Here is a 21,747-nt window from a genome sequence, read left to right as displayed (position 1 = left end):
TGAAATTTCAAGAAAATTCCACAGAATTCCGATAAGTTTTTTGAAATTTTACTATAGCAGAATCCGATCCATCGCGCGCATTAGATTTAGCATTTGAATGTGCTCGAAAACGTCGTGCGTGCGGATGATCGCGGCGCCGTTTAAAGCGGCGATTTGGTGCAGATACAGCGAGCCTGCGAGCCTATCCGCGACCGCAGAGGGGCTGTAAAAATCGATAACGCTCTTTCTGCTCGCGCCCACGAGCAGCGGGCAGCCGAAGTGCAAAAAATGCTGTAAATTTTTAATCAGCACCAAATTTTGCTCGGCGGTCTTGCCAAAGCCGATGCCCACGTCAAGGATGATCTTTTTAAGCCCCGCGCTTTGCAGCTGCTGCAAATTCTGCGCAAAAAACTCATCGATCTCGCCCATCAGATCGTCATATTTTGGCGCAAGCTGCATATTTTGCGGCTTTCCTTGCATGTGCATCAGCACGTAAGTAGCGTCGTAGCGAAGCGCAAGCGGTGCGAGAGCGAGGTTTGCGCTGATGTCGTTAATGATATTAAAGCCCCGATCTAGCGCAAATTCCAAACAATACTCATCGAAGCTATCGAGGCTAAATTTAGCCTTTTCGTGTAGACGCAGACGGTGAATTTCGCTCAGCACGTCCTTTATGCGCGCAAACTCCTCATCCCTGCCGCAGTACTGGCTGCCCGGGCGCGAGCTCACGCCGCCGATGTCGATGATAGCGGCGCCCTGCTCGATCATCTTTTCGATCTTATTGGTCGCCTCTTTTAGGTTTGCCGCGCGGCTTGCGGGGTTGAAGCTATCGGAGTTGATATTGACGACGCCCATTATTTCGCAGCTTTGCGGCTTAGCAAATTTCTCGTTTAGAAATTTCGCGAGCTCTTTTAGCCCAAAATCCTGCAGAGCTTCCTTTTGCGCCAAAGCCTCGATCTGGCGATCGTTCGCGATCAAAACCGCGTCCGTACCATCGCGCCCTAGGATCACTCCTTCGTTGCACGCAAGCTCGGCGCCGATACTAAGGGCATCCTGCTTTAAAATATTTGCCGCGGGCGCTCGCAAATTTTTTAGATAGAAAAAGTTTAGCCGCGATTTTTTCTGCATTATCGCCCGTCCCGCATTTCGCACGCCGATGCGCTCGCAAATCAGCGCGAAATCGGCCTCGTTTGAAATTTTATAAATTTTCATCTTTTCTCCTCGATCATCAACAGTAACGGAGTAAGCACGGCATGGGCTTTGGCGTTATGCTCGGCAAGATAACTCAAGTGGTCAATCCGCTGCAGCTCATCGCCGCTTAGCCTAACGCCCGCTTCGAAGCACTCTAGCGCGATCTCGCCGATGAGCGCTTTTAGCGCCGTTTTGTCCAGCTCGCCCTTGCGCTCCAGCGCGATCTGCGCGTCGATAAACTCCACCGCTTCCTTTAGGCTTAGCCTGGTTAAGTTTAGCCCGGTGCGGTATCTGGGCTTTCGCACGCAGAGGTTTTGTACGATCAGACGCGAGCGGATGGTGGGCAGCAGGGCGTTGATGAAAGGGGTGATCAGGAAAAACACCGTGTTTTTAGGCGGCTCCTCTAAAATTTTAAGCAGAGCGTTTTGCGCCTCCTCGCCGAATTTCGTAGCGGCGATGACGATGATCTTATCCTCGCGCTCGGCGACGTAGGCTTCGTCTATGATCTTTCGCGCCTCGTCGATCTTAAGTTCAGTGCTTTCGAAAAACCTTAAATTTTTGCGCGGAATTTCGGCTAAAATTTTATCTTTAAAGCCCTCATAATCGCTCGTTAAAACGATCTGATTTATGATTTTCAAAGCACCACTTCGTCAAAAAGCACGGCGTCGATGCTTTTGTCTAAAATTTTAAAAAGTTGGATCAGTTTGAGATCCAGGCTCGGATCGCTCTCGCTCATGTAGAAGCTGTTTTGCAGCCTCTCGTCGATGAGCCACAGATAGCTGTCCTCGTGGCTTTTGGCGATTTTGGCTAGAGGATGGTTGCCGTTGCCTATGTAAAAATATATAAAGCCGTTAGCAAACGCGAGGCTTAACATATCGTTTAGCAGCAGCGCGTCCTCCAGGCTATTTACTCCGCCGCGATAAAGCGAGCGCAGCGAAAAAAACGGCAGCAGCGGGCGAGAGTTGGTAGAGGAGTTGATCTTTTTGATGATGTATTCGCTAAACCAGCTTCGCTCATCGTCGCAGATGACGATGAAAGCAAAGCCGTCGTGGAGGAATTTCAGCTTTGAAGCCAAAAGCGGCGTCCAGTCCTCCTTGCGATCCTCAAGCCACTCAAGTCCGGGCTCGGAGCGCATCGCTGTGACGCTCCAAGTGTGCAGATCCTGCATTATTTATCCAAATCGTAGGCTTTATGCAGCGCGCGCACGGCGAGCTCGCCGTATTTGGCCTCTACGATCATCGAAATTTTAATCTCGCTCGTGGAGATCATCTGGATATTTATCCCTTCATCCGCAAGCGTCTTAAACGCCTTGCTGGCTATGCCGCTGTGGCTTTTCATACCAACGCCGACTAAAGAAACCTTTACGATATCGGCGTCCGATTCGATGATGGAATTCGGATTTGGATTTACCTCTTTCATTACCGCATAAGCAGTCTGCAGCTCGTTTTGCGGCACGGTAAAGCCCAAATTCGTCTCGCCGTTTCGGCCGATATTTTGCACGATCATATCGACGTTGATCTCCTTGCTCGCAAGCGCGGAGAAAATTTCAGCCGCGACGCCGGGGCGATCCTCTACGTTTCTAATCGTAATTCTTGCTTGATTTTTATCCAGTGCAATGCCGCTAATTACCGCATCTTCCATCTTTTCTTCTCCTGTTATGAGTGTTCCTTCGTGATCGTTAAAACTGCTTCGCGTCACCAAATTTACATTTAACTTCTTCGCAAGCTCGACGCTTCGGTTTTGCAAAACCTTCGCCCCCAAGCTCGCAAGCTCAAGCATCTCGTCGTAGCTGATGCGATCAAGTTTTTTAGCTTTGGGCTCAATGCGCGGATCGGTCGTATATACGCCGTCTACGTCGGTGTAAATTTCGCACAGATCGGCATTCAGCGCTCCTGCGACGGCGACTGCGCTAAGATCGCTTCCGCCCCGCCCGAGCGTAGTTACCTCGCCTGCGGTGCTGATGCCTTGGAAGCCCGCGACGACGACGATTTTGCCCTGTTTTAGCGCCTCTTGCATGCTTTTTGGATCGATCGAGACGATGCGAGCTTTGGTGTGAAAATTATCCGTCACGATGCCCGCACCACGCCCGCTAAATGCGATCGCAGCATAGCCCTTGGCATTTAGCGCGATAGCTAAAAGTGCGCTCGTGACGCGCTCGCCCGAGCTTAGTAGCACATCCATCTCTCTGCCTACGGGAGTTTTAGTAAAAAATTCCGCCTGCTCGATGAGCTGATTGGTAACGCCGCTCATCGCAGAGACGATTACCGCGACATCGTGTCCTTCGTTTTTAGTCTTTATCACGCGCTGCGCGACCGCCTCGATCCGCTCTAGCGTACCGACGCTCGTACCGCCGTATTTTTGAACGATCAGCATTAAATGTAACCCTCCTCCTTAAAATATTTTAAAACCGTCGCGTAAATCGGCTTTTTGAAGTGATTTACGTGCCTTAAAACCTCATTTGCGCCTACGAATTTAAATGCGTCGAACTCCGGAAGTTTAGTATTGATGTTTATATCGGCTAAGCTTCGCAATCGTACTAAAAAATACCTTTGAATTTGCCCGTCGTATGGGCGCATCTTTTGAGCTACCCCATCGGGAAAGTCGTAGCTAAGCCACTTCGGGCACTCAGCGATGATATCGACTTTGCTTGTTCCGATCTCCTCGCCTAGCTCTCTGCGGATCGCCATCTTAGGCGTCTCACCATCGTCGATACCGCCTTGAGGAAACTGCCAAGCGCCTTTGATGTCGCTTCGTTGCGCGATTAAAATTTCGCAATTAAACGGATACGAGGGCGAAAGTACGATTGCAGCGACATTCGGTCTGTAATTTTTCTCTTTTTCCATCTCGTTTTCTCACAAAAAATTTCTCAAAATTCTACCTAAAAATATTAAAATTTGCGTTAAGAGGCTTAAAATTTATATAAATTTTCAAATTAATTCGCTAAATTTTGCGACGTAAATTTAGCCCATAGGACCGCCCTTGCACATCTACATCCACGTGCCGTTTTGCACCTCAAAATGCCCGTATTGCGCCTTTGGCTCTTTTAGCGATAAGTTTAGCCTTGCAAAAAGCTACTTTCGCGCGCTAGAGCTTGAAGTGCGCGATTTTTTGGCGAAAAATCCGCATGCGCAAATTTCAACGCTTTTTATCGGCGGAGGCACGCCAAGTGCCGTGGATGCGGGGCTTTATGATGAAATTTTTGCGCTGCTTGCGCCGCATTTCGCCGCCGGAGCCGAAATCAGCTCGGAATCCAACCCGAACTCCGCCAGCCCCGCTTGGCTTAGGGCGATGCAGAGGCTCGGCGTAAATCGCATCAGCTTCGGCGCGCAGAGCTTCAACGACGCCAAGCTAAAATTCCTCGGTCGCGCGCACAGTGTGGCGCAGATTTTTCTCGCGGTGCAAAATGCCAAAGCGGCAGGCTTTGATAATATAAATTTGGATCTAATCTATGCAAGCAAATTTGACGATAAAAGGAATTTAAAATTTGAAATGGCCGAGCTTGCGCGCTGCGAAGTGCCGCATCTAAGCGCCTATGCGCTAAGCCTTGAGGAAAACACGCCCTTTTTTGGGCGCGAAAGCTTCAAAAGGGAAAGCGCGGCTCTAGCTAAATTTCTCTTTGCCCTTGCGGCGGATAGCGGCTTTAGTCAGTATGAAATTTCAAATTTTGCCGCGCGCGGACTGCGCTGTAAGCACAATCTGGCTTACTGGCGCGGCGAGGATTACGCGGGATTTGGAGCATTTGCGGTCGGAACTAGCGGGCAAGTACGCCTTAGCTCGCCTAAAAATTTGCGAGATTACATTGCAGATCCGCTGCAAAAACAGCGCGAAGTTCTAAGCGTTCAGGATAAAAAGCTCGAGCGCATATTTCTCGGGCTGCGCTGCGTTTTGGGTGTGGAAGCGCAAATTTTAGACGCCGCGGAGCTAAGCAACGCGCAGCTGCTCGTGCGCGAAAAAAAGCTGAAATTTGCCGAGGGCAAATTTTATAATCCCAACTTTTTGCTTGCCGACGAGATCGCGCTTTTTATCACGCAAAGTAGCCAAAGTGGGCGCTAAATTTAAGATTAATGAAATTTTAGTTACAATACGCCACTTTTTACGTTAGGAAATTTTATGTTTGGTATCAGTATGCCTGAAATTACGGTCATTTTAATCATCGCGATAATCGTGCTGGGGCCCGAAAAACTCCCGAAAGTGCTGGTCGAGCTCGCGAAATACTTCAAAGTCATCAAAAAAACCATCAACGACGCAAAATCGAGCTTCGATCAGGAGCTTCGCATCGCCGAGCTCAAAGAGGACGCCAAAAAATATAAAGAGAGCATCACGCAAGCAAGCGAGGGCGTGCGCAAAAAGCTCACGTTTGAGGAGCTCGACGAGATAAAAGGCGGCATAGACTCGGTCAAAGAGACGCTAAATGCGGGGCTAAAAAATATAGAAGGCTCCGTAAAAGATACGCTAAATTCCGCGGAAGTCTCGGCGCAAAAACAAAGCGAGACGGCAAATTTAAAAGCAAATTCGAGCGGCGAAAATTCCGCGCAAAGCTCCGCTGGCGCCGCAAACTCTATGCAAGGCTCCGCCGACAGCGCAATGAATTCCGGCGCTGAAAGTAAAAGCGCGAATTCTGGCGCTGTAAACAAAGGCGAAAATTCCATGCCGAGCATGGGCGGCAGTGCAGAAAATAGCGCGCAAAATACGAAAGCAAGCGGTGAAGCGAAAAACGGCGCACAAGATGCAAACGCAAATTTAAACGGCGATGCGCAAAATTCTACGCAAAATTCCGCGCAAAATAGCGATACGCAAAAATCATAATGAGAGAGAAATTTAATGTTTGAAGAGCTAAAACCCCATCTAGCCGAGCTTCGCAAGCGCCTGGTGATCTGCGTGCTGTCCGTCATCGTCCTTTTTATCGCGTGCTTCGGCTTTTGGGAAGATATTTTAGGCTTTATGACCCGCCCGCTAGTGCGCGTACTTCCCAAAGGCAGCGAGATCATCTTTACCCAGCTTGGCGAAACGTTTTTTACCGCGATGAAGGTATCGTTTTTCACCTCGCTGCTTCTAGCGATGCCGATAATTTTCTGGCAGGCGTGGCTTTTCATAGCGCCCGGGCTTTACGACAACGAGAAAAAATATGTCATCCCCTTCGTTAGTGGCGCGAGCATTATGTTCTTTTTAGGCGCGGCGTTTTGCTATTTTTTCGTAATCCCCGTCGCGTTTAATTTCTTGGTAAATTTTGGCGCCAAGCAATTTACTGCGATGCCTACAATCGGCGAATATGTAGGCTTTTTCGCTAAGCTCGTCGTCGCATTTGGCATCAGCTTCGAGCTTCCGGTGGTAACCTTTTTTCTCGCCAAGATCGGGCTTGTGACGAACAAAAGTCTGAGCGATTTTTTCCGCTACGCAATCGTCATTATTTTCATCTTTGCAGCGGTCATGACGCCGCCGGACGTGCTTAGTCAGTTTATGCTCGCAACTCCGCTAATTGCACTTTATCTGCTCTCAATCTTCATCGCCAAAATGATAAATCCGTATAAGCAGGAAGATGACGAAAGCGAAAATTCCACGGACGTAGCGCAGGCGTGAGATGGCGGATCTAAATTTAGTTGGCAGCTACGATTACGAGCTTCCTAGCGAGCTCATCGCAAGCGCGCCCGTGATGCCCAAACAAAGCGCGCGTCTTCTGATCTATGATCGCGCCAAAGAGCAGATCACGCACGCACGTTTCGGTGATCTGGCGGACGCCCTGCCGCCCTGCGATATTATTTTCAACGACACGCGGGTAATTAAGGCGCGCCTTTTCGGTCATAAAAACAGCGGCGGTAAAATCGAGCTTCTGCTAAACTCGCCGCTTGAGGGCGATAAATTTAGCGCCTATATTCGCGGCAGCGTCAGAGCGGGCAGCGAATTAAAATTTCAAAGTGGTCTTAACGCGCGCGTTTGCGAGCTGATGGAAGGTGGGCTTCGCATCGTTCAGTTTGAGCAGAGCGGCAAAGCTTTAAACACCCACGATGTTTTTGAAATTTGCGAACGTATCGGTCACGTGCCGCTGCCACCGTATATCAAGCGCGCCGATACGAAGGAGGATGCGAGCTGGTATCAAAGCATCTTCGCGCGCGAGCAAGGCGCCGTCGCCGCACCCACCGCGAGCCTTCATTTTAACGATGCGATGCTAAACGATCTGCGTAAAAACCACGAAATTCATTTTATCACGCTGCACGTGGGCGCGGGCACCTTCAAGCCCGTGGAAGTAGCGGATCTGCGCGATCACAAGATGCACGGCGAGCTCTACTCTATCCCCCCGCAGACCGCGCAAATTCTAAAAAGCGAGCGAAAAATTTTAGGCGTGGGTACGACCGTTACGCGAACGATCGAAAATTTTGCGCGCAACGGGCAAAATAGCGGAATCTGCGAGCTGTTTTTGCACCCGGGCAACCCACCGATAAGACAGAATTTTTTGCTTACAAATTTTCACCTACCCAAATCCACGCTGATAATGCTCGTAGCGAGCTTCATCGGCCTTGAGCGCACGCTTGAGCTCTACCGCATCGCAGTGGAGCAAAGATACCGCTTCTACTCCTACGGCGACGGGATGCTACTGCTATGAAGGTCGTGATTTTAGGCGCGCTGGCGCTGCTGGCAGCGATCGCGTGGCTCACGGCGAAAAAGCTCTTTTCTAAAAAGCCTGCCGCAAACGGTAAAATTTTCTCCGCCGCACCCAAAGCCAAAAAAAATAGCCCCGTCGTACCTAGACGCGAGGATGTCGCACAGATCGATATTTTAAAAATTTTAAAATTTCAAAGCGAAATTTTATTTGAGGAGTGCACGAAATACGACAGCACGCTCTATCTTAGCTTCCCACCGCAGCTGCCGCGTATCTACGGCGACGAGGTGCTAAATCTCACTAGCGCGGTCTTTGATGCGTGCGAGTTTTTCCTACAAAATATTGCTGAACCAATCCGCGTAAGCGTGGAATTTAGTAGCAAGGAACTTAGAGCGAATATGAGCTCTATCAAGCTCGACGTGCGAGTAGGTATCGATCGCGAGCTAAAGGATCCGCGTACCTATGCGCTTAAAAGTGCACTAGAAAGCGCTGCTAGCACGGATGATGAGTATCTTACTTCGGCGCAGACCCATTTGCGTGCACTCGGTTCGCATCCGAGTATTGGAGCCGACGGGCGCGGAACCTTTATCAAAATGAATGCCGTGCTTAGCTGCTTCGCGCAGCAGAGCTTTGGCACAAAAAAATACGACTACAACGTCATCATCACGCATAAAAACCGCGCGATCTTTGAGGAGCTGCGAGATTTTTTGAGCGGGCTTGGTTGCGACGTGATGCCAAACTCCAACTGGGAGAGCGCAAAGAGGCACCTAAACGACTTCATCTACGTAGCCGACGTCGTCATCCTTGACGCCGAGATCCTGCGCGCCAATATAAGCGAAATAAACTACCTCAACGCGCTAGAAAAAGACGGGGTATTTTTCATATTTTTACTTAAAAACAAACACTCACTCAAGGTGTTAGAGGGGCTAAATTTTAAATTTTTCAAGCTCGAGATGCCATATTTCTACGACGAATTTTACGCCACGCTTGATCTCATCGAAAAGATCAAAAACGATGAGAATTTCTTGGGGCTGTAGCGAACAGGCAGCGATAAATTTAAAACCTAAGAGATTGAAGTGCTATATTTTGACTTAGATTGGATCAAGGGCAATATAAAAGATAGCGAATATGCCTTAAGGCAGCGGCGGTACGAGGCGTATTTAGCAGGGCTGCATAAAAATATGCATACGCTAGAAAGAATTTTTGCGGGCATAAACTTCAACGATGCGCTATTGCTACCCAAAAAGCAAATTAATGAAAAGTTGCATTTGAAATTTTACATCGGAGATTTGCAAAATGGATATTATGAACTAAAATGCGTTATGAGCTCAGATCAAAGATGCGGCGCGGCGCCCGGCGAAATAATAACGAGCGAGATATTTTACGAAAATGGCAATTACCGCTTCTCTTTCATTCTCGCTTGCTTGAAGGAATACGCCGTTAATTTCTCCAGTATAGATAGCCTTAAATTTAACGCGATTTCGCAAAGAAAATATAGCCGCGAGTTTAAGAAATTGAAACTTTCATAGTAAATCCAAACCTCGGTTTTTACGTATAGAATTTCATCCACTAAAGATTGCCGCCTCAGTATTTATCTCATTTACAATCCAAAATTTAAAACGCTAGCGAGCTAGGTTTTAAGAGGTATGGATTTTGATTTAGGCGCGAGCTTTTTGACAAACGATGCGAGCTTCGGAGGTATAAGAATTTTAGTTTTTCGTAACTTAAAATGTGTCGCGTACTTCAGGTCAAAGCGTAGCGATGTGAGATAAAATTTTGCTCGCTCGAGTGCTGAGGCATTATGCTTTTAGAAAAGGCACAAAGTAACGTAAATTTCGCTGTGTCTTGTAGCTGAAATCCATTAAATTTAAGCCAGAATCATTCGGCGACAGTGTCATTCGCCAAACCCTCTAAGGCAAAATCTCTAAATTTAAGTTCTGGACGTCATATGCAAGCAGATTTCCTTCTACCCTTAAAGCATTCAAATCATATTAAAATTTGAGCTTCCAAACGAACCTAAAGAAATTTTGACAATCACTACGTTGCATTTAAAAGCGCGCTAGATAAGAGATATAAAAAAACTAGCAAATTTTAAAATTTAGCCAGACGAACTTTGTTCGCGATTTAAATTTTATCTTTCGCTCTCTTTTTTAGCCTTGACCGCCTCATAAAGCTCATCGATCGAAGTCGCGGACGAGCCCGAATATTTCTGTGACGCTTGCATAGTTTTTTTGCCCCACTTACCGTCGATTGCCACGCCGTAGCCACCGAACATCAGACTGCGTTTGATATAATAGACTTTATCTTGCTACGTCATACTTTGTTGCTTCTGCACTTCGCGCTCAGCATCTTTTGCCTGCTCACTTTCATATACGGAAGCACCCGCTAAATACCCTAGAACTAAACCTCCCAAAATTGGTACGACAGACGCAATAAATCTATTATTTACGCTAGAAGTCAAGCCTTCTAAAAATGCCTTTGCAATGCAAAACACTATAAAGCCCGGAATAAAAACGATAACCGCGGCTGCAAGCCCATCAAAAACGCCACTATCAGCAAGAAAACCTAGAGAAAATTCATAATCTATCTTTTAAAATTTAAGTAGCGTAATGCTCCCAAATTTAAATTTAATCAGAGAATTACAAAAATTTATCCGTCAGCGAACCGCAATATAGACTAATTAACGTGCTTCATGATCCTATGAAATTGCGGACTATGATCTCGCGCCATAAAAATAGACCCAATGATACCTAACACGCCGATACTCAAGACGATATAAAATAGAGTACCGCTATCCTTGGTAAAAGCCCCTCCAAAGAACAGCCAAAGTATAGAAATAATAAGCGTCTTTAACCAGGGCCTGCTATAAGATATCTCCGCCTGGCACCCACCGCATACGATTGCTCCGTATTTGATGTCGTCTTTGCCACAAAATGGGCACATTAAATGATCCGGATGTTCATTCTCTGCCATAATTTCTCCTTTGAAAAAATATAGGTGGAATTATATATATATATATATATATATAAGAGCGGGCTTAAATTTTAAAATTTAGAGTTTAAAATAGGGGGAATTTTAGCGGCTCTACACCGCTAAAATTTAAAGATTTTCGAATGGGTTTGTGACTACGTCTTTGCGATCGACGATGTAAGGTATAAGGGCTGCTTGGCGCGCGCGCTTGATAGCCTTTTCTACCATCTCTTGGTATTTTTTGCTGGTGCCGGTTAAGCGGCGCGGCATAATCTTAAAGCGCTCGCTTAGGCAGTGCTTTAGCAGCGCCGTGTCCTTATAATCGATAAATTCGATCTTTGCCTCCGTAAATTTGCAATACTTTCTAGTATATTTTCTCTTATCTGCCATGATTTTTCCTTAATTAAAATGGGATCGTGTCGTTGCCGTCATCGTATTTATCGGCATCGACGTCGACTTCCGGAATCGTGCTTTCGTAACTCTGCTCTTTTTGTTTAGGCGCATTGTAATCGTTTTTTGCGCCTCTAGAATTTGAGTTTTGTCTGTTAGCATAGCTATTTCCGCCGCCGTAATTACTGTAGCTAGAATTTCCTCCGCCGTAGCCGCCGGAGCTTCCGCCATAATTGCCGCCCTCGTAATTGCCGCCTTGATTATAGCCGCCGCTTCCACCTTGATTGCTTCCTAGCATCTCCATCGTATCTACGCTAATGGAGTGCTTGCTTCGGTTCTGTCCGTTTTGATCCTGCCACTGATCTAGCTTTAAGCGGCCTTCGATCAAAATTTTACTGCCTTTTCGCAAGTATTGGTTTGCGATCTCGGCCGTACGACCGAAAAAATCTATGTCTATAAAGCACGTTTCTTCGCGTTTCTCGCCGTTTGAGCTATTATATCTGCGTGTGACGGCGATGCCGGTTTTGCCTACGGCGGTGCCCGTTTGCAGATATCTAAGCTCGATATCTCGGGTCAAATTACCTACCAAAACTACTTTATTAAACATATTTTATCCTTTATTCGCCCTCTTTGGCTGCTTCTTCAGGCTCTTTTGGCTCTACCGGCGCTTTTGGCTCGCGCTCTTTTTTCGCAGGGCTTAGTTTGATACCTTTGCTTAGCTTGTCCCAAGCGGAAATTTCGCGCTTAGTCTCATATTTGACGGTCAAAAATCTAATGATATCTTCGGTGATGCGCAGATTTCTAACAAGTTCGGAGATCAAGCTCGGCTCGGCCTTAAAATAGATTACGAAATAAACTCCGCGCTCATATTTGTCGATCTTATAGGCTAGCTTTCTAGCGCCCATTTCGATCACGGAAGCGATCTCTCCGCCGTTTTTGGTTATGATTTCTTTGACGAAATCGACTTTTGTTTTAACTTCATCGTCGGTAAGCGTGGGCTTAACGATGAATAAAACCTCGTAGTTTCTCATAAATTCTCCTTATGGATTTTAGCTCGCAAACAGCGTCTACGGGCAAGGATTTTGCAAAAAATGCGAGGGGATAATACTAAAATTTCACTTAATATTTGCTTTTTGTCCGAGCGAACTTAGCAGCATGCGCTGTAGCTTTAAAAACGACGCGAGCAAAAGCTCGTCCTTCGCCGCATTCTTTTCGCTTTTGAGTTCAAATTCCAAATCGTTTAAGTGAGCGAAAATTTTATAAAACGTCCGCGTAGAAAAGCTGGTGGCGTAGCGCTGCATCTGTGCGGCCACGGAAGGGGGCGGCTGGTAGCCTAAAACCGCCTTAAAATCAAATCTGCCGTTTATTTTCACGTAAGCATGCAGGCGAAAAATTCTATAAATCAAGCGGTAGAAATAATTTATCAGCTCCATCTCGTTGTATCCGCCACCCAGAGCCATTTTGTAAAAATCTACGCGAAAATCGCAAAGGCTGAAAATTTTATCAAAAAGCTCGTCGTAGCTCACCTCGCTAAGACCATAAACCATCAAATTTACGTTTTGCAGGCTAAGCTCGAGCCCCAGACTTGCAAATTTTTCTATCTCGCTCGCGCTTAGGCTCAGGCTTTCGTTGTGGATGGCGTAGATCCTGCTAAGCGCGGCGGTGTTTGCAAAAAGCCCGCACATCTCGCATTTTTGCGCAAGCAGCGCTATGGCTTCGTTTACGCCCGAGGGTTTGAAAAACCTCACTTCGTTTCGTTCAAATTCCTTGATAAAATCCGCGCTCACCGAAATTTCGCTATCGTTTAGCTCGTAGATTAGATGGTTGTTCGCGTCCGCCTTGCACAGCGCGATGAGCCTTCGCAGCTCATCTTTTTTGATGAGCGAGGCGGTTTTGATATGAAGCGTGTTGCTACCGCCGAAAAGCGAGGGCTCTAAAAAGCTTCGCGCCTGCTCAAAATCATACTCCAAAAAATACAAACTCAAAAAATTTTCCGCGGCGTAAATTTGCTTCAATCGCTGCGCGTAAAGCTCGTTTGAAAAATCGTCTCCGCCGCGCAAAAGCACGAAATTAGGCACCCTTCCGCTTGCGATAAGCCCGTCAAATTCTTTTCTATACATCAGATCTTCTTTACCACCCTGCCTAAAATCACTCCGCTAGCGATGTTTGCGTCCGTAAGCTCGACTAGTACGGGCGTTAAAATGTCGCCGGCGAAATTTGAAACTAAAATTTTAGCCCCCTTTAGCTTGTCATCTAGCTTTGCGGTGACGGAATTTCCGTTTTCGTCGATGTAGCAGCGAAATTTTTTGCCCAAATTCTCCGCGGCCCAGCGCGCAAATTTACGATCCATAAAATCAAACGCAACCTTGTCCGCCTCGCGTTCAAGCTCGTTTAGCCGCGCGCACGTCGCATCGATGTTTAAAAGCAGGTAATTATAAAATTTCTCATCCCCCCTCATCTGCGCCTTTAGCAAGCGGTGCAAAATGAGATCGGAATAGCGCCTAATCGGGCTTGTAAAGTGCGTGTAGTTATCAAATCCGAGCCCGAAATGCCCGCGCGATTCGGATGCGTACTCGGCGCGCTTTTGAGCCTTGATGATGAGCTTATCGACCTCCTCGCGGATCCCCATGGCATCGGCTTGCGCTTGGATTTCGCCGATCATTTTGGCAAGGTTGCTCTGATACGGCGCGTCGATGCCGAACAGCGCCAGATCGTCAAGCAGCGCGTAAATTTTTTTAAGCTCCGCCGAGCCGTGATTTCTAAAAACGCCCCGTTCGATGCGCGCCGCAGCGGCTTTGTTGGCTAGCAGCATACAATCCTCGATGAGTTTGTGCGACGGAGTGTCGGTCTCAAAGCGAGTGGAGCTTATTAGGCCGCGCTCATCAAGCGTGATGCGAAGCTCCTTGGTGCGGAAATCAAATCCGCGCTTCAGCCTCGCGCGGCGCAGTCGCTCGCAAATTTCATTAAGCGGCAAGAGCCAGCTTAAAATTTCAGGCTCGCACGCTTTGCGGGTGCGTAAAATTTCATCGACCTCGTCGTAATTGTAGCGGCGTTTTGATCTTATAATCGCTTCGAAAAGCTCCTGCTTTTGCGGGTTTAAATTTTCATCCAAAGAGATTTTAAAAACAAAGGCCAGCCTCGGCAGATCAGGCATCAGCGAGCAGATGTTTTCGCTAAGCTCGCGCGGTAGCATCGGTACGGATCTGTGCGGGAAGTAGATCGAAAAGCCGCGAAATTTCGCCTCCTTATCGATCGGCGAGTATTCGCTTACATATTCGCTCACGTCGGCGATCGCGACGTAAAGCGTGCGCTCTTTTACGTCAAAATAGATCGCGTCGTCGAAGTCCTTGGCGTCGACGGGATCGATGGTGCAAAATGCAAGATGCTGCAAATCCACGCGCTGCGGATACAGCGCCTCGTCCACTTCGCTGCCGAAGCTCGCGGCTTGCTGCTTGCACGCTTCGTTAAATTCGTCGTTTTTATCGTAGATCGCTAAAGAAATTTTCTCATCGACGAAGGGATCGGCTAAGTTTCCGATCACCTCGGTAATCTCGTTCGTTAGATTATCGATCTTTAAAAGGGTGTTTGCGGGCAGCTGCTTTAGCGATTTTTGCGTGGCTTTGAGCGGATTTGCGAGGCCGGTTTTGACGTTTACGCCCAAAATTTCGCGCCCGAAGCTTTTGGTATAAACTACGCTAGTTAAAAACGCGGGCTTGACGCACATCAGCACCTTTGCGTGCAGACGGGACTTTCTTGAGCTTAAAATTTTTGCTAGGATCAGATCGCCCAGATGCACGCCGCTTAGATATCTGTTTTCGATGATGAGATCTGCCTTGAAGCGATCATCGAAGCTTTGCAGATAGCCCGTGCCGTCGCGCGCGATGTCGAGCCTGCCGAAAACATAGCCGTCGTTTAGATAGAGCTTGCCCTTGTGCGCGCTGATGGCGCCGATATTTAGGAGGTTACGCACGAGCTCCTTTTGCTCGCCGCTAAGATCCTTTTCAAATACGCCCGAGTTAAAGGCGCGCAGGAGCTCTTTCATATCGAAATTTCGCCTTTAGCCTCTAAAAACGCCTCCTGCTCGAAGCCGAACTCGACTAGTAAATTTAAAGCGTTGTCGATACTAAGCTCGTCGAAGTGGTGGTAGATATTGACCGCGGTTTTGGCGATCTTTAGCATCGCGTAGCGGGATTTATTCTCAAAAGGCGCGTCGTCGGGGGCGTTTGAATACAGCGCGTCCTGCGCGATCTGCTCTAGCCCGAAATGCGCAAATAGCGCGTGCGAAACGCTCTCGCGGTTCGTGCCGCAAAATTTCATCTCCACGTCGGTAAAATCCTGCGGAAGGATCGAGCCTTTGATGGCGTGGTAAAATTCCTCCGCCTTGCCCGCCGCGCACACCTGCTCGTCGATAAAAACCCGCCCGAACTCCACTAAAATCACGCTTGAGAGGATACTTTGCTCAATCTGCGGGTAGGATTTGATCCACGAAAACATAAGCAGATTTCGCAGCAGCGAGACCTGCGTGAGCTTTTCGCGGTCGATGCGATACGCCTGCAGGCTCGGCTTTAGCATCGCGTCAAATACGGCGAATAGAAAAAACGCCCGCATCTGCTCGCGCCCGTAAAGCTCAAACGCTCGCTGCAAATTTCCAAACGCTCGCTGTAAATTTAGCGTTTTTAGTGCCGCGGCATCCTGCTCCTGTTTCTGCTCCCGATCTTGCTCCTGCGCCCTCTCCCATTTTTGCTCCTGTTTTTGCTTCTGCGCTTGCCCCTGCTCCTGCGCTCGTTCTTGCTGTTGCGTTTGTGCGGCTTGCGTAGAGATGCTCGAACCTAGCGCGCAATCGGCTTTCGCAGCGGCGTGCTGATTTTGCCGCTGCGTATCGCTCGCGGCCTGCGAGGGGTTAAATTTAAAATTCTCGTCGCTGCAGTTCGCGCCGTTTGCGTCATTTGAGTGATTAAATTTAAGACTATCGCCCCGCCCTACTAAATCTGCGCCCTTTTGCTCGCTCGAGGTGCACTCGTTTTGCCGCCACTCGTCTGCGGCGTCTTGCAAGCCGTGCTCTATGGACTTTGCGCCTTGTAGATCGCGCCGCTCATCCGCGGCATCGAAATTTTGCCTCGCGAGCCCTTCGGCGCTAAATTTAGACAAACCGCAAAAGGCTAAATCTAAAATTTTATCCGCAAGGGGGGCATTTTTTGAAATTTGCAAAGCAAGCCCGACGTCCGAAACGTCCGCGCCAAACGATGCTAAAATTTTTAAAATTTCATCGCTAAAGCCCGCAAGAGCGCCTATTTTTTGGGTTATAAATTTATTCATTTTAAAAAGCCGTTCAATATAAATTTCGCACAATCATATCAAATTTTAACTCAAATTGCAAAGCAAAACGCCGCCGTTACGCCTAAATTTCGCTCCGCCTCGCGGGCTTTTAAAGCGCTCTTTTTGCTCCCGAAAATCGCGGATCAAACCGCCCGTTTGTCGCGGCGATAAAAACAAAATTTCAAACGCCATTTTATAAAATCTTAATTCCCTTTCGTATAGAATGCATCGAAATTCCGTTTATAAAGAGCTTGATTAAAACAGAAGTTTGAAGAGCCGAAAAGACTTAAAAACCGAAAATAATTTTAAGATGCTCAAGCTAGTTTTTAAAATTTCACATAAATTCAAGCAGATGAATTTATATGAAATTTAATGACGAGCTAAGATATAGAGCAATAAAATATTGCTACTAAAAAAGCTCTTTGAGCTCTACAAATTTGCATATGTATTTTTATAAGGGTTAGATATGCGCAGTATAGTATTTCTTTTCATAATACCCGCTTTTTTTACCATAAGCTTTTTTGTCGCCTTAATCGCCCCTAAAGGCAAACGCAAACGTTTTTGGCTTTTTGTTTGGTTTGTCGTATTTTTCGGTGACGGATTTATAGTTTCTGCCATATTTCACTGCTACGGATATCTATACGGCAAAATAAACGTCTATGAAAAGCCCGCTATCAGAGCATATTATGCCGGAGAAAAGAAATTTGATCTAGGATTTCCCAAAGCAAATCAATTCTCATCGCAAGATTATACTAAAGACATTGCTTTTACGATGTTGATAAATGGCGATTTGGACTATATAGATTATAGAGTTCAAGCGAAAGATAGTGCCAATAATGGTAAATTTTTTAGAATGTACGTAGATAACAATACTTCAAATAAATGCTTTATGTCGATAGATGAAGAACTAAAGGACTACTTATCCGATAAAAAAATACCCTACTCTGAATTTAAACAACTTTACGACGAGTACCACTCAAAACCTGGCGAGTATAAAGAGATATATTATGATGCTTGGTTTGATAACGAAGAGAGAAAAAAGAGTTACCCGCAGCAACAAAGAATAGTAGTGGACAAAATAATAAAAATAGTGCAAGAACGATATAGAAGCCCAAACCCTATTAATATGAACGGCAAGGTATTTACATGGGACGACTATCAAATAAAGCGGGTTATAGATAGGCTACAAGACGTAGATAAAAAAATGGAATACTACAAGCAAATTTATAAAGACAAATGCATAGCGCGCAAAGAAATCTCCAAAGATGAGATAGCGCCTACCGAGCTTATAGTGGAAGATCCATATCATCTCCTAGAACCAAAGCCTAATATAAAAACTATATTCGATAATATGCTGGGCATGGGATTTAACTACGGTGGAATCATAAAAGATATAAATACGGGCAAGATACTAGCCGACAATATATACATCTATGAGTCTTATCACACTTGGATATTGCAAGCTCTAGTGAGTGCTTTGGGTCCGCAATCTGGCGGTGAGTTTTGGATGTGTAACAAAAATGAAACTAATTCAATAGAAAAGTGTAATCAAAAGATGATAGAGGAATTCTTCAGAAAGGATAGAAAATGAGAAAGTTTGAGGCGCTAAAAACATATGCAGAGCTAGCTTGGGCGGGGTATAGGGGATTGAACAATTAACAAGCTGTGGTAAACTGCCATGGATTTTGGATTTAACCGAGGGCAATTCAGATCAAACAGATCCAAATATCAAATTTGCAAATTTAAATTTACTAATTGTGTGAATTTGTAAAGTAAGTTTAAATTTGTAAATTCATAAAATTCAGTATCAAACGATACTGACCGAGATTGAATTTGCTAGGAAATTTTATAAAAAGGATAAAATTTGGAAAAACTAAAAGAAAATTCGGAAAATAATCAAAATTTAGATAAAAATACGAATTTGGAAAATCAAAACGAACCAAAACTACTTTATAGACTTGATAAAAGAAATCCGTTTTATATGGTTTTTGATTTAATTGTTTATTTGTTGATAGCTTGGATACCGATAATATTTGCTATACCAAATTTTGTTTTTGATATTGGCATATTTAGTCTGATTTTAAATACGTTTTGTGCCTATATTTCGTTTATAGTTTTACAAATTTTATATTCGATAATCTTTTTTGATTATTTTGAAATTTATGAAGATAAAATGGTTTATAAGGATATTTTTGGTTTTAAAATTATATTACATGCGAAACAAATTGATAGATTTTTTTCGTATAGATATTGTGGAGTTACAGAATTAATGGCCATTTTTAGAAAAAGAAGATTTAAAATTTTCCCAACAATATTAATTCTTAGTTTAACTTCTGAACAAGAAAACGAAATAAGAAAAAACTTAGCATATTTAAATATAAAAGATTTTAATAAAAAGGATTAAAATGAGAGATTATGATAAAGCTCCACTCATCATTAAAAATAACTTTATAATGATAATGTATGGTTTTACATTTTTGCTTGTATGTAACACTATAATGATTTATATTGTATTTTTTACTGGTGTTGTCGATTGGAATAGTGGCGAGTTTTTTGAAATTTTAAAAAATGAAATGAGAAATCCAAGATTTAGCTCTGTGGTTGTAGCATTTCCAATAGTCAATATTTGGGCTTTTATTGATTTTATTAGAAAATTTAGAAAACCCGAAAAAGTATATTTATATAATGATAAAGTTTATTGGGATAAACGAGATACAACAGTAGAAAAACAAAATATTGTTTGGGTTAAAAAAAGTATTTATCCTATGATTGGTAAGATACCAGATAACTCGGTTCAAAAAATTTTTGCACCATTTGGTTTTGTTATTGCGGGATTTTTTTTGATTTTATCAAATTTACTTGCTTGTTTAGCAAAATTAGTTGCTTTATTAATTAACAAAGATTATAAATTTATACTATTTTGCACCTTAGTTTTTTATGACAATCAAAAAAATGCCGTAAATGTCTATTTAATGACAAAGCAAGATTATGAACAAGTAAATGAGTATTTATTGCAAAATTTTAATTTACAAATCGAAAATTTAGATAAAAACTACAAATTCTATAAATAGGAGAAAAAATCATGCCAGAAGATAACAATACTTCTAAACTTCTAACAATTCAAGTCAAGGCGTTGCTTGGTATATCAAGCCCACTTTGGATACAATCGATTTCTTGAAAGGAATTCCTGTAAATGTTTTAGCTGACCCTGATAATGTCAAGGTTTTTGATAACTATGTAAAAATCAAATCAGGTGGGCTAAATATGGTTATTCCTATCGTTGATGCGGCTGGTGGGAAAAAAGAGTGGGACGAAGCTACCGCAAGGGGAGCCGGTGATGTAGTACAAGACCTTGCGGTTGGTTCTGCAACAACTGTTTTATATGTTTGGGTTTTTTTGATTCAAATCCTGTCAGCTGAAGTGCAGTGGCTGTTGGCGCTATAGCATTAGGTATTACTTGGGCTAAGAGCCTTAACAAGCGTCGCCTCACTCAAAACGTTTCCTTCCGTATTCGCAAAAAATAAAGAAGGCTTTGTTTTTATGCTCTCTAGCCACTTACCTACCTCCTTTAGAATACCTAAATATTCGTCGCCGTTACTTTTTACCTTGTTTTCATTCTCTAAAAAGAGCAAATAATATTCTCCATCATCGTCTACTTTCAGATGCTCGTGGGTTAAATTTCTTACGTTTGAGCTTCTTAGCCCCGTAAGCAGTCCAAAGATCAAAGCGTTCTTAACGCCGATTTGATGAGGATAGTTCATGATAAATTTAATCAACAATCTCAAATCCGCATTCGCGGAAATATATGAATAGCCTCCAGATTTAGGTATCTTATATAGGTTTTTTAATTGCGTATCGCAAAATAAAAGATTATCGCTTATACCTCTATCTCGCGCGAACCTGAATAAAGAACGGATAATAAAAACAGATCTTTTAAAAGTGCAAATTTCCATTCTTGTAAATAGGGTCTAATATCTGCATTATCTCTTTTTTAGTAATCTTTCCGATATCCTTATCGCTAATGCACTTTAGCCTCGATTGAAATCTAAATCGTAATTTCCTTAACGTCTTCTCGGCAAAAGCGTTATATTCGCAGTAAATTTTAAAAACACTCGCTAGCGTATTCTTTGGAGCCGCCACACCATTGGTATGGCTATTTGATATTAATTTCTTTAACAATATTCTAGCCCCTTCGAATGTTATTTCGTCGGCATTACCTAAAACCTTGATTAACTTGCCACCTTGCGTATAGTGATAGTGCCTGTGTGTTTTAACCGTTCGTCTCTGGCCTGTGAGCTATAAAATTGAACAGCTATAAAATCATCTAAAACTTCGACCATAGTGCGCTTATATTGCGGCAAAATAAAATTCCTGACTACTTATTAGGGTCTGATTTAAAAATTGGATTATCCTTAATTTTGGTAAAAACTTCCGTCATCTTTCTTCCTTTATATAGTAATTTTAGGCAGATTATAGAATTTCCTCAAAGGATTAACAAGGCAGGAGCGCAGAAAAAGCTACTATATAATTTTTTAATATATAGTAGTTTTTCTTAAAATATATGTATCAATCGGTAGTTTTAAGTATTAAGAATTTTTTAAGAGCAATTTTAAAATTCCCAAAAATAGGGCTTAAAAAATTATCTAAAAATTCAAAAAGACTAAAAAATAGGAGAAAATTTAATAGATGGTGCGACCGACGAGATTTGAACTCGTACACCTTGCGGCACTACCCCCTCAAGATAGCGTGTCTACCAATTCCACCACGGTCGCATAAATTTTAAAGCTTAATCTCAAGCCTTGAATTATATAAGTTTAAAGCCCGATTTCTCGGGCTTAGTATTAATTTGCAGCAGCCTTTAAACCCGCTGTCAAAAAAGGATTTACGAAAAGCAAGATAAATGAAATAACTAATGCATAGATAACCTGCGCTTCGATCATCGCTAGCGAAATATACATCGTATTCGATAGCTTGCTAGCTACGCTTGGGTTTCTAGCGATACCGTTAAGCGTCGCGCTAGCGGCATTTCCCATACCTAACGCGCCACCCAAAGCGGCTAGACCTAAAACGACTGCAACGGTAATTGCAGAAAAAGAAACGATCTGAGTGTAAGCACTTAGCTGCTCGCTAGCGAAAGCCGCGCCGCAAAGCGCAAATAACAATACAAGAACTTTTTTCATAAAAGTCTCCATAAATAAATTTTAAAACGAGTTTCGGCTCAATACCCCCTACTCCAACGTTTTAAGTGTGAAATATTATTAAAATTTTGCTTTTGATTTGTTTAATCTGGCGGAATTTGCGTTAAATTT

General features: G+C 44.2%; 25 protein-coding genes and 1 tRNA gene. 10 read left to right on the top strand and 16 right to left on the bottom strand.

Annotated elements, in window-relative coordinates:
• Window positions 1–51 precede the first annotated feature (51 nt).
• The 5 genes from folP to Q0413_RS09860 are packed head-to-tail and all read right to left on the bottom strand — an operon-like array spanning window position 52 to window position 4,010.
• A complete protein-coding gene (gene folP, locus Q0413_RS09880; RefSeq protein ID WP_298989891.1) occupies window positions 52–1,188 on the bottom strand; it encodes a dihydropteroate synthase in 1,137 nt (378 codons plus the stop codon).
• Window positions 1,185–1,805: a DNA polymerase III subunit delta' gene (locus Q0413_RS09875; protein WP_298989886.1), complete on the bottom strand. Its 621-nt coding sequence runs from the start codon at window positions 1,803–1,805 to the stop codon at window positions 1,185–1,187. Before Q0413_RS09875 ends, folP begins: the two co-directional genes overlap by 4 nt.
• The gene (locus Q0413_RS09870; protein WP_005873254.1) at window positions 1,802–2,335 is read right to left on the bottom strand and encodes a HobA family DNA replication regulator; all 534 of its coding nucleotides are present in this window, start codon (window positions 2,333–2,335) and stop codon (window positions 1,802–1,804) included. Before Q0413_RS09870 ends, Q0413_RS09875 begins: the two co-directional genes overlap by 4 nt.
• Window positions 2,335–3,540 (bottom strand): aspartate kinase, encoded by a 1,206-nt coding sequence (locus Q0413_RS09865; RefSeq protein WP_295151394.1) that lies wholly within the window; start codon window positions 3,538–3,540, stop codon window positions 2,335–2,337. Before Q0413_RS09865 ends, Q0413_RS09870 begins: the two co-directional genes overlap by 1 nt.
• On the bottom strand, window positions 3,540–4,010 hold the full coding sequence (locus Q0413_RS09860) for an RNA pyrophosphohydrolase (protein WP_005873256.1): 471 nt from the start codon (window positions 4,008–4,010) through the stop codon (window positions 3,540–3,542). Before Q0413_RS09860 ends, Q0413_RS09865 begins: the two co-directional genes overlap by 1 nt.
• 136 nt (window positions 4,011–4,146) lie before the next feature.
• Here Q0413_RS09860 and hemW point away from each other — a divergent pair, with 136 nt between their 5' ends.
• Genes hemW through Q0413_RS09830 form a run of 6 tightly spaced genes read left to right on the top strand, consistent with a single transcriptional unit; the run spans window position 4,147 to window position 9,291 of the window.
• Window positions 4,147–5,220 carry a radical SAM family heme chaperone HemW gene (gene hemW, locus Q0413_RS09855; RefSeq protein WP_298989883.1) on the top strand — a complete coding sequence of 358 codons (1,074 nt, stop codon included), beginning with the start codon at window positions 4,147–4,149 and terminating at the stop codon, window positions 5,218–5,220.
• A 57-nt stretch (window positions 5,221–5,277) separates the two neighbouring features.
• On the top strand, window positions 5,278–5,973 hold the full coding sequence (gene tatB / locus Q0413_RS09850) for a Sec-independent protein translocase protein TatB (RefSeq protein ID WP_298989880.1): 696 nt from the start codon (window positions 5,278–5,280) through the stop codon (window positions 5,971–5,973).
• Window positions 5,974–5,988: 15 nt separating this feature from the next.
• Window positions 5,989–6,744 (top strand): twin-arginine translocase subunit TatC, encoded by a 756-nt coding sequence (gene tatC / locus Q0413_RS09845; RefSeq protein ID WP_298989877.1) that lies wholly within the window; start codon window positions 5,989–5,991, stop codon window positions 6,742–6,744.
• 1 nt (window position 6,745) lies between these two features.
• Window positions 6,746–7,765: a tRNA preQ1(34) S-adenosylmethionine ribosyltransferase-isomerase QueA gene (gene queA, locus Q0413_RS09840; protein WP_298989873.1), complete on the top strand. Its 1,020-nt coding sequence runs from the start codon at window positions 6,746–6,748 to the stop codon at window positions 7,763–7,765.
• Complete coding sequence (locus tag Q0413_RS09835) at window positions 7,762–8,799, top strand: hypothetical protein (RefSeq protein ID WP_298989870.1); 1,038 nt, start codon at window positions 7,762–7,764, stop codon at window positions 8,797–8,799. The genes queA and Q0413_RS09835 overlap by 4 nt, the downstream gene beginning before the upstream one ends.
• A gap of 39 nt (window positions 8,800–8,838) precedes the next feature.
• On the top strand, window positions 8,839–9,291 hold the full coding sequence (locus tag Q0413_RS09830) for a hypothetical protein (RefSeq protein WP_298989868.1): 453 nt from the start codon (window positions 8,839–8,841) through the stop codon (window positions 9,289–9,291).
• A gap of 602 nt (window positions 9,292–9,893) precedes the next feature.
• Here Q0413_RS09830 and Q0413_RS09825 read toward each other — a convergent pair.
• The 8 genes from Q0413_RS09825 to Q0413_RS09790 form a co-directional block, all read right to left on the bottom strand.
• Window positions 9,894–10,037, bottom strand: a complete 144-nt coding sequence (locus Q0413_RS09825) for a hypothetical protein (protein WP_298989866.1) — start codon at window positions 10,035–10,037, stop codon at window positions 9,894–9,896.
• A 401-nt stretch (window positions 10,038–10,438) separates the two neighbouring features.
• Window positions 10,439–10,735 (bottom strand): hypothetical protein, encoded by a 297-nt coding sequence (locus tag Q0413_RS09820; RefSeq protein ID WP_298989864.1) that lies wholly within the window; start codon window positions 10,733–10,735, stop codon window positions 10,439–10,441.
• A 126-nt stretch (window positions 10,736–10,861) separates the two neighbouring features.
• Window positions 10,862–11,122, bottom strand: a complete 261-nt coding sequence (gene rpsR, locus Q0413_RS09815; RefSeq protein WP_291937950.1) for a 30S ribosomal protein S18 — start codon at window positions 11,120–11,122, stop codon at window positions 10,862–10,864.
• A gap of 13 nt (window positions 11,123–11,135) precedes the next feature.
• Window positions 11,136–11,729 (bottom strand): single-stranded DNA-binding protein, encoded by a 594-nt coding sequence (locus tag Q0413_RS09810; RefSeq protein WP_298705837.1) that lies wholly within the window; start codon window positions 11,727–11,729, stop codon window positions 11,136–11,138.
• 10 nt (window positions 11,730–11,739) lie between these two features.
• Window positions 11,740–12,153, bottom strand: coding sequence for a 30S ribosomal protein S6 (gene rpsF, locus Q0413_RS09805; protein ID WP_005873267.1), 414 nt, complete (start codon window positions 12,151–12,153; stop codon window positions 11,740–11,742).
• An 84-nt stretch (window positions 12,154–12,237) separates the two neighbouring features.
• Window positions 12,238–13,242, bottom strand: a complete 1,005-nt coding sequence (locus Q0413_RS09800) for a DNA polymerase III subunit delta (protein ID WP_298989858.1) — start codon at window positions 13,240–13,242, stop codon at window positions 12,238–12,240.
• On the bottom strand, window positions 13,242–15,164 hold the full coding sequence (locus Q0413_RS09795; protein WP_298989855.1) for a ribonuclease R family protein: 1,923 nt from the start codon (window positions 15,162–15,164) through the stop codon (window positions 13,242–13,244). The genes Q0413_RS09800 and Q0413_RS09795 overlap by 1 nt, the downstream gene beginning before the upstream one ends.
• On the bottom strand, window positions 15,161–16,438 hold the full coding sequence (locus Q0413_RS09790) for a hypothetical protein (RefSeq protein ID WP_298989853.1): 1,278 nt from the start codon (window positions 16,436–16,438) through the stop codon (window positions 15,161–15,163). Before Q0413_RS09790 ends, Q0413_RS09795 begins: the two co-directional genes overlap by 4 nt.
• 466 nt (window positions 16,439–16,904) lie before the next feature.
• On the opposite strand from Q0413_RS09790, the gene Q0413_RS09785 reads away from it, so the two are divergent.
• From Q0413_RS09785 to Q0413_RS09770, 4 genes are all read left to right on the top strand, one after another.
• Window positions 16,905–18,029: a hypothetical protein gene (locus tag Q0413_RS09785; RefSeq protein WP_298097752.1), complete on the top strand. Its 1,125-nt coding sequence runs from the start codon at window positions 16,905–16,907 to the stop codon at window positions 18,027–18,029.
• A 273-nt stretch (window positions 18,030–18,302) separates the two neighbouring features.
• Window positions 18,303–18,842 (top strand): hypothetical protein, encoded by a 540-nt coding sequence (locus Q0413_RS09780; RefSeq protein WP_298989849.1) that lies wholly within the window; start codon window positions 18,303–18,305, stop codon window positions 18,840–18,842.
• Window position 18,843: 1 nt separating this feature from the next.
• On the top strand, window positions 18,844–19,509 hold the full coding sequence (locus Q0413_RS09775; protein WP_298989846.1) for a hypothetical protein: 666 nt from the start codon (window positions 18,844–18,846) through the stop codon (window positions 19,507–19,509).
• An 85-nt stretch (window positions 19,510–19,594) separates the two neighbouring features.
• On the top strand, window positions 19,595–19,882 hold the full coding sequence (locus tag Q0413_RS09770) for a hypothetical protein (RefSeq protein WP_298989844.1): 288 nt from the start codon (window positions 19,595–19,597) through the stop codon (window positions 19,880–19,882).
• A gap of 2 nt (window positions 19,883–19,884) precedes the next feature.
• On the opposite strand, the gene Q0413_RS09765 is transcribed toward Q0413_RS09770, so the two are convergent.
• The 3 genes from Q0413_RS09765 to atpE all read right to left on the bottom strand — a co-directional run bounded on the left by Q0413_RS09765 (window position 19,885) and on the right by atpE (window position 21,618).
• Window positions 19,885–20,217 (bottom strand): hypothetical protein, encoded by a 333-nt coding sequence (locus Q0413_RS09765; protein WP_298989842.1) that lies wholly within the window; start codon window positions 20,215–20,217, stop codon window positions 19,885–19,887.
• 908 nt (window positions 20,218–21,125) lie between these two features.
• Window positions 21,126–21,210, bottom strand: a tRNA-Leu gene (locus Q0413_RS09760).
• Window positions 21,211–21,279: 69 nt separating this feature from the next.
• A complete protein-coding gene (gene atpE / locus Q0413_RS09755) occupies window positions 21,280–21,618 on the bottom strand; it encodes an ATP synthase F0 subunit C (RefSeq protein WP_177386747.1) in 339 nt (112 codons plus the stop codon).
• Between the last annotated feature and the right edge of the window lie 129 nt (window positions 21,619–21,747).

Source organism: uncultured Campylobacter sp., from assembly GCF_938045465.1.
In the GTDB taxonomy this organism is placed as follows: Bacteria; Campylobacterota; Campylobacteria; order Campylobacterales; family Campylobacteraceae; genus Campylobacter_B.
Note: the sequence above shows the minus strand (reverse complement) of the source record. Positions and strands in the feature narration are given on the sequence as shown.

Coding starts and splice junctions, on each gene's coding strand:
- folP (WP_298989891.1), bottom strand. CDS start 1,188: ATGAAAATTTATAAAATTTCAAACGAGGCCGATTTCGCGCTGATTTGC.
- queA (WP_298989873.1), top strand. CDS start 6,746: ATGGCGGATCTAAATTTAGTTGGCAGCTACGATTACGAGCTTCCTAGC.
- Q0413_RS09800 (WP_298989858.1), bottom strand. CDS start 13,242: ATGTATAGAAAAGAATTTGACGGGCTTATCGCAAGCGGAAGGGTGCCT.
- tatB (WP_298989880.1), top strand. CDS start 5,278: ATGTTTGGTATCAGTATGCCTGAAATTACGGTCATTTTAATCATCGCG.
- Q0413_RS09775 (WP_298989846.1), top strand. CDS start 18,844: ATGAGAGATTATGATAAAGCTCCACTCATCATTAAAAATAACTTTATA.
- rpsR (WP_291937950.1), bottom strand. CDS start 11,122: ATGGCAGATAAGAGAAAATATACTAGAAAGTATTGCAAATTTACGGAG.
- Q0413_RS09870 (WP_005873254.1), bottom strand. CDS start 2,335: ATGCAGGATCTGCACACTTGGAGCGTCACAGCGATGCGCTCCGAGCCC.
- Q0413_RS09820 (WP_298989864.1), bottom strand. CDS start 10,735: ATGGCAGAGAATGAACATCCGGATCATTTAATGTGCCCATTTTGTGGC.
- Q0413_RS09810 (WP_298705837.1), bottom strand. CDS start 11,729: ATGTTTAATAAAGTAGTTTTGGTAGGTAATTTGACCCGAGATATCGAG.
- Q0413_RS09865 (WP_295151394.1), bottom strand. CDS start 3,540: ATGCTGATCGTTCAAAAATACGGCGGTACGAGCGTCGGTACGCTAGAG.
- atpE (WP_177386747.1), bottom strand. CDS start 21,618: ATGAAAAAAGTTCTTGTATTGTTATTTGCGCTTTGCGGCGCGGCTTTC.
- Q0413_RS09790 (WP_298989853.1), bottom strand. CDS start 16,438: ATGAATAAATTTATAACCCAAAAAATAGGCGCTCTTGCGGGCTTTAGC.
- rpsF (WP_005873267.1), bottom strand. CDS start 12,153: ATGAGAAACTACGAGGTTTTATTCATCGTTAAGCCCACGCTTACCGAC.
- tatC (WP_298989877.1), top strand. CDS start 5,989: ATGTTTGAAGAGCTAAAACCCCATCTAGCCGAGCTTCGCAAGCGCCTG.
- Q0413_RS09825 (WP_298989866.1), bottom strand. CDS start 10,037: ATGTTCGGTGGCTACGGCGTGGCAATCGACGGTAAGTGGGGCAAAAAA.
- Q0413_RS09860 (WP_005873256.1), bottom strand. CDS start 4,010: ATGGAAAAAGAGAAAAATTACAGACCGAATGTCGCTGCAATCGTACTT.
- Q0413_RS09835 (WP_298989870.1), top strand. CDS start 7,762: ATGAAGGTCGTGATTTTAGGCGCGCTGGCGCTGCTGGCAGCGATCGCG.
- Q0413_RS09785 (WP_298097752.1), top strand. CDS start 16,905: ATGCGCAGTATAGTATTTCTTTTCATAATACCCGCTTTTTTTACCATA.
- Q0413_RS09795 (WP_298989855.1), bottom strand. CDS start 15,164: ATGAAAGAGCTCCTGCGCGCCTTTAACTCGGGCGTATTTGAAAAGGAT.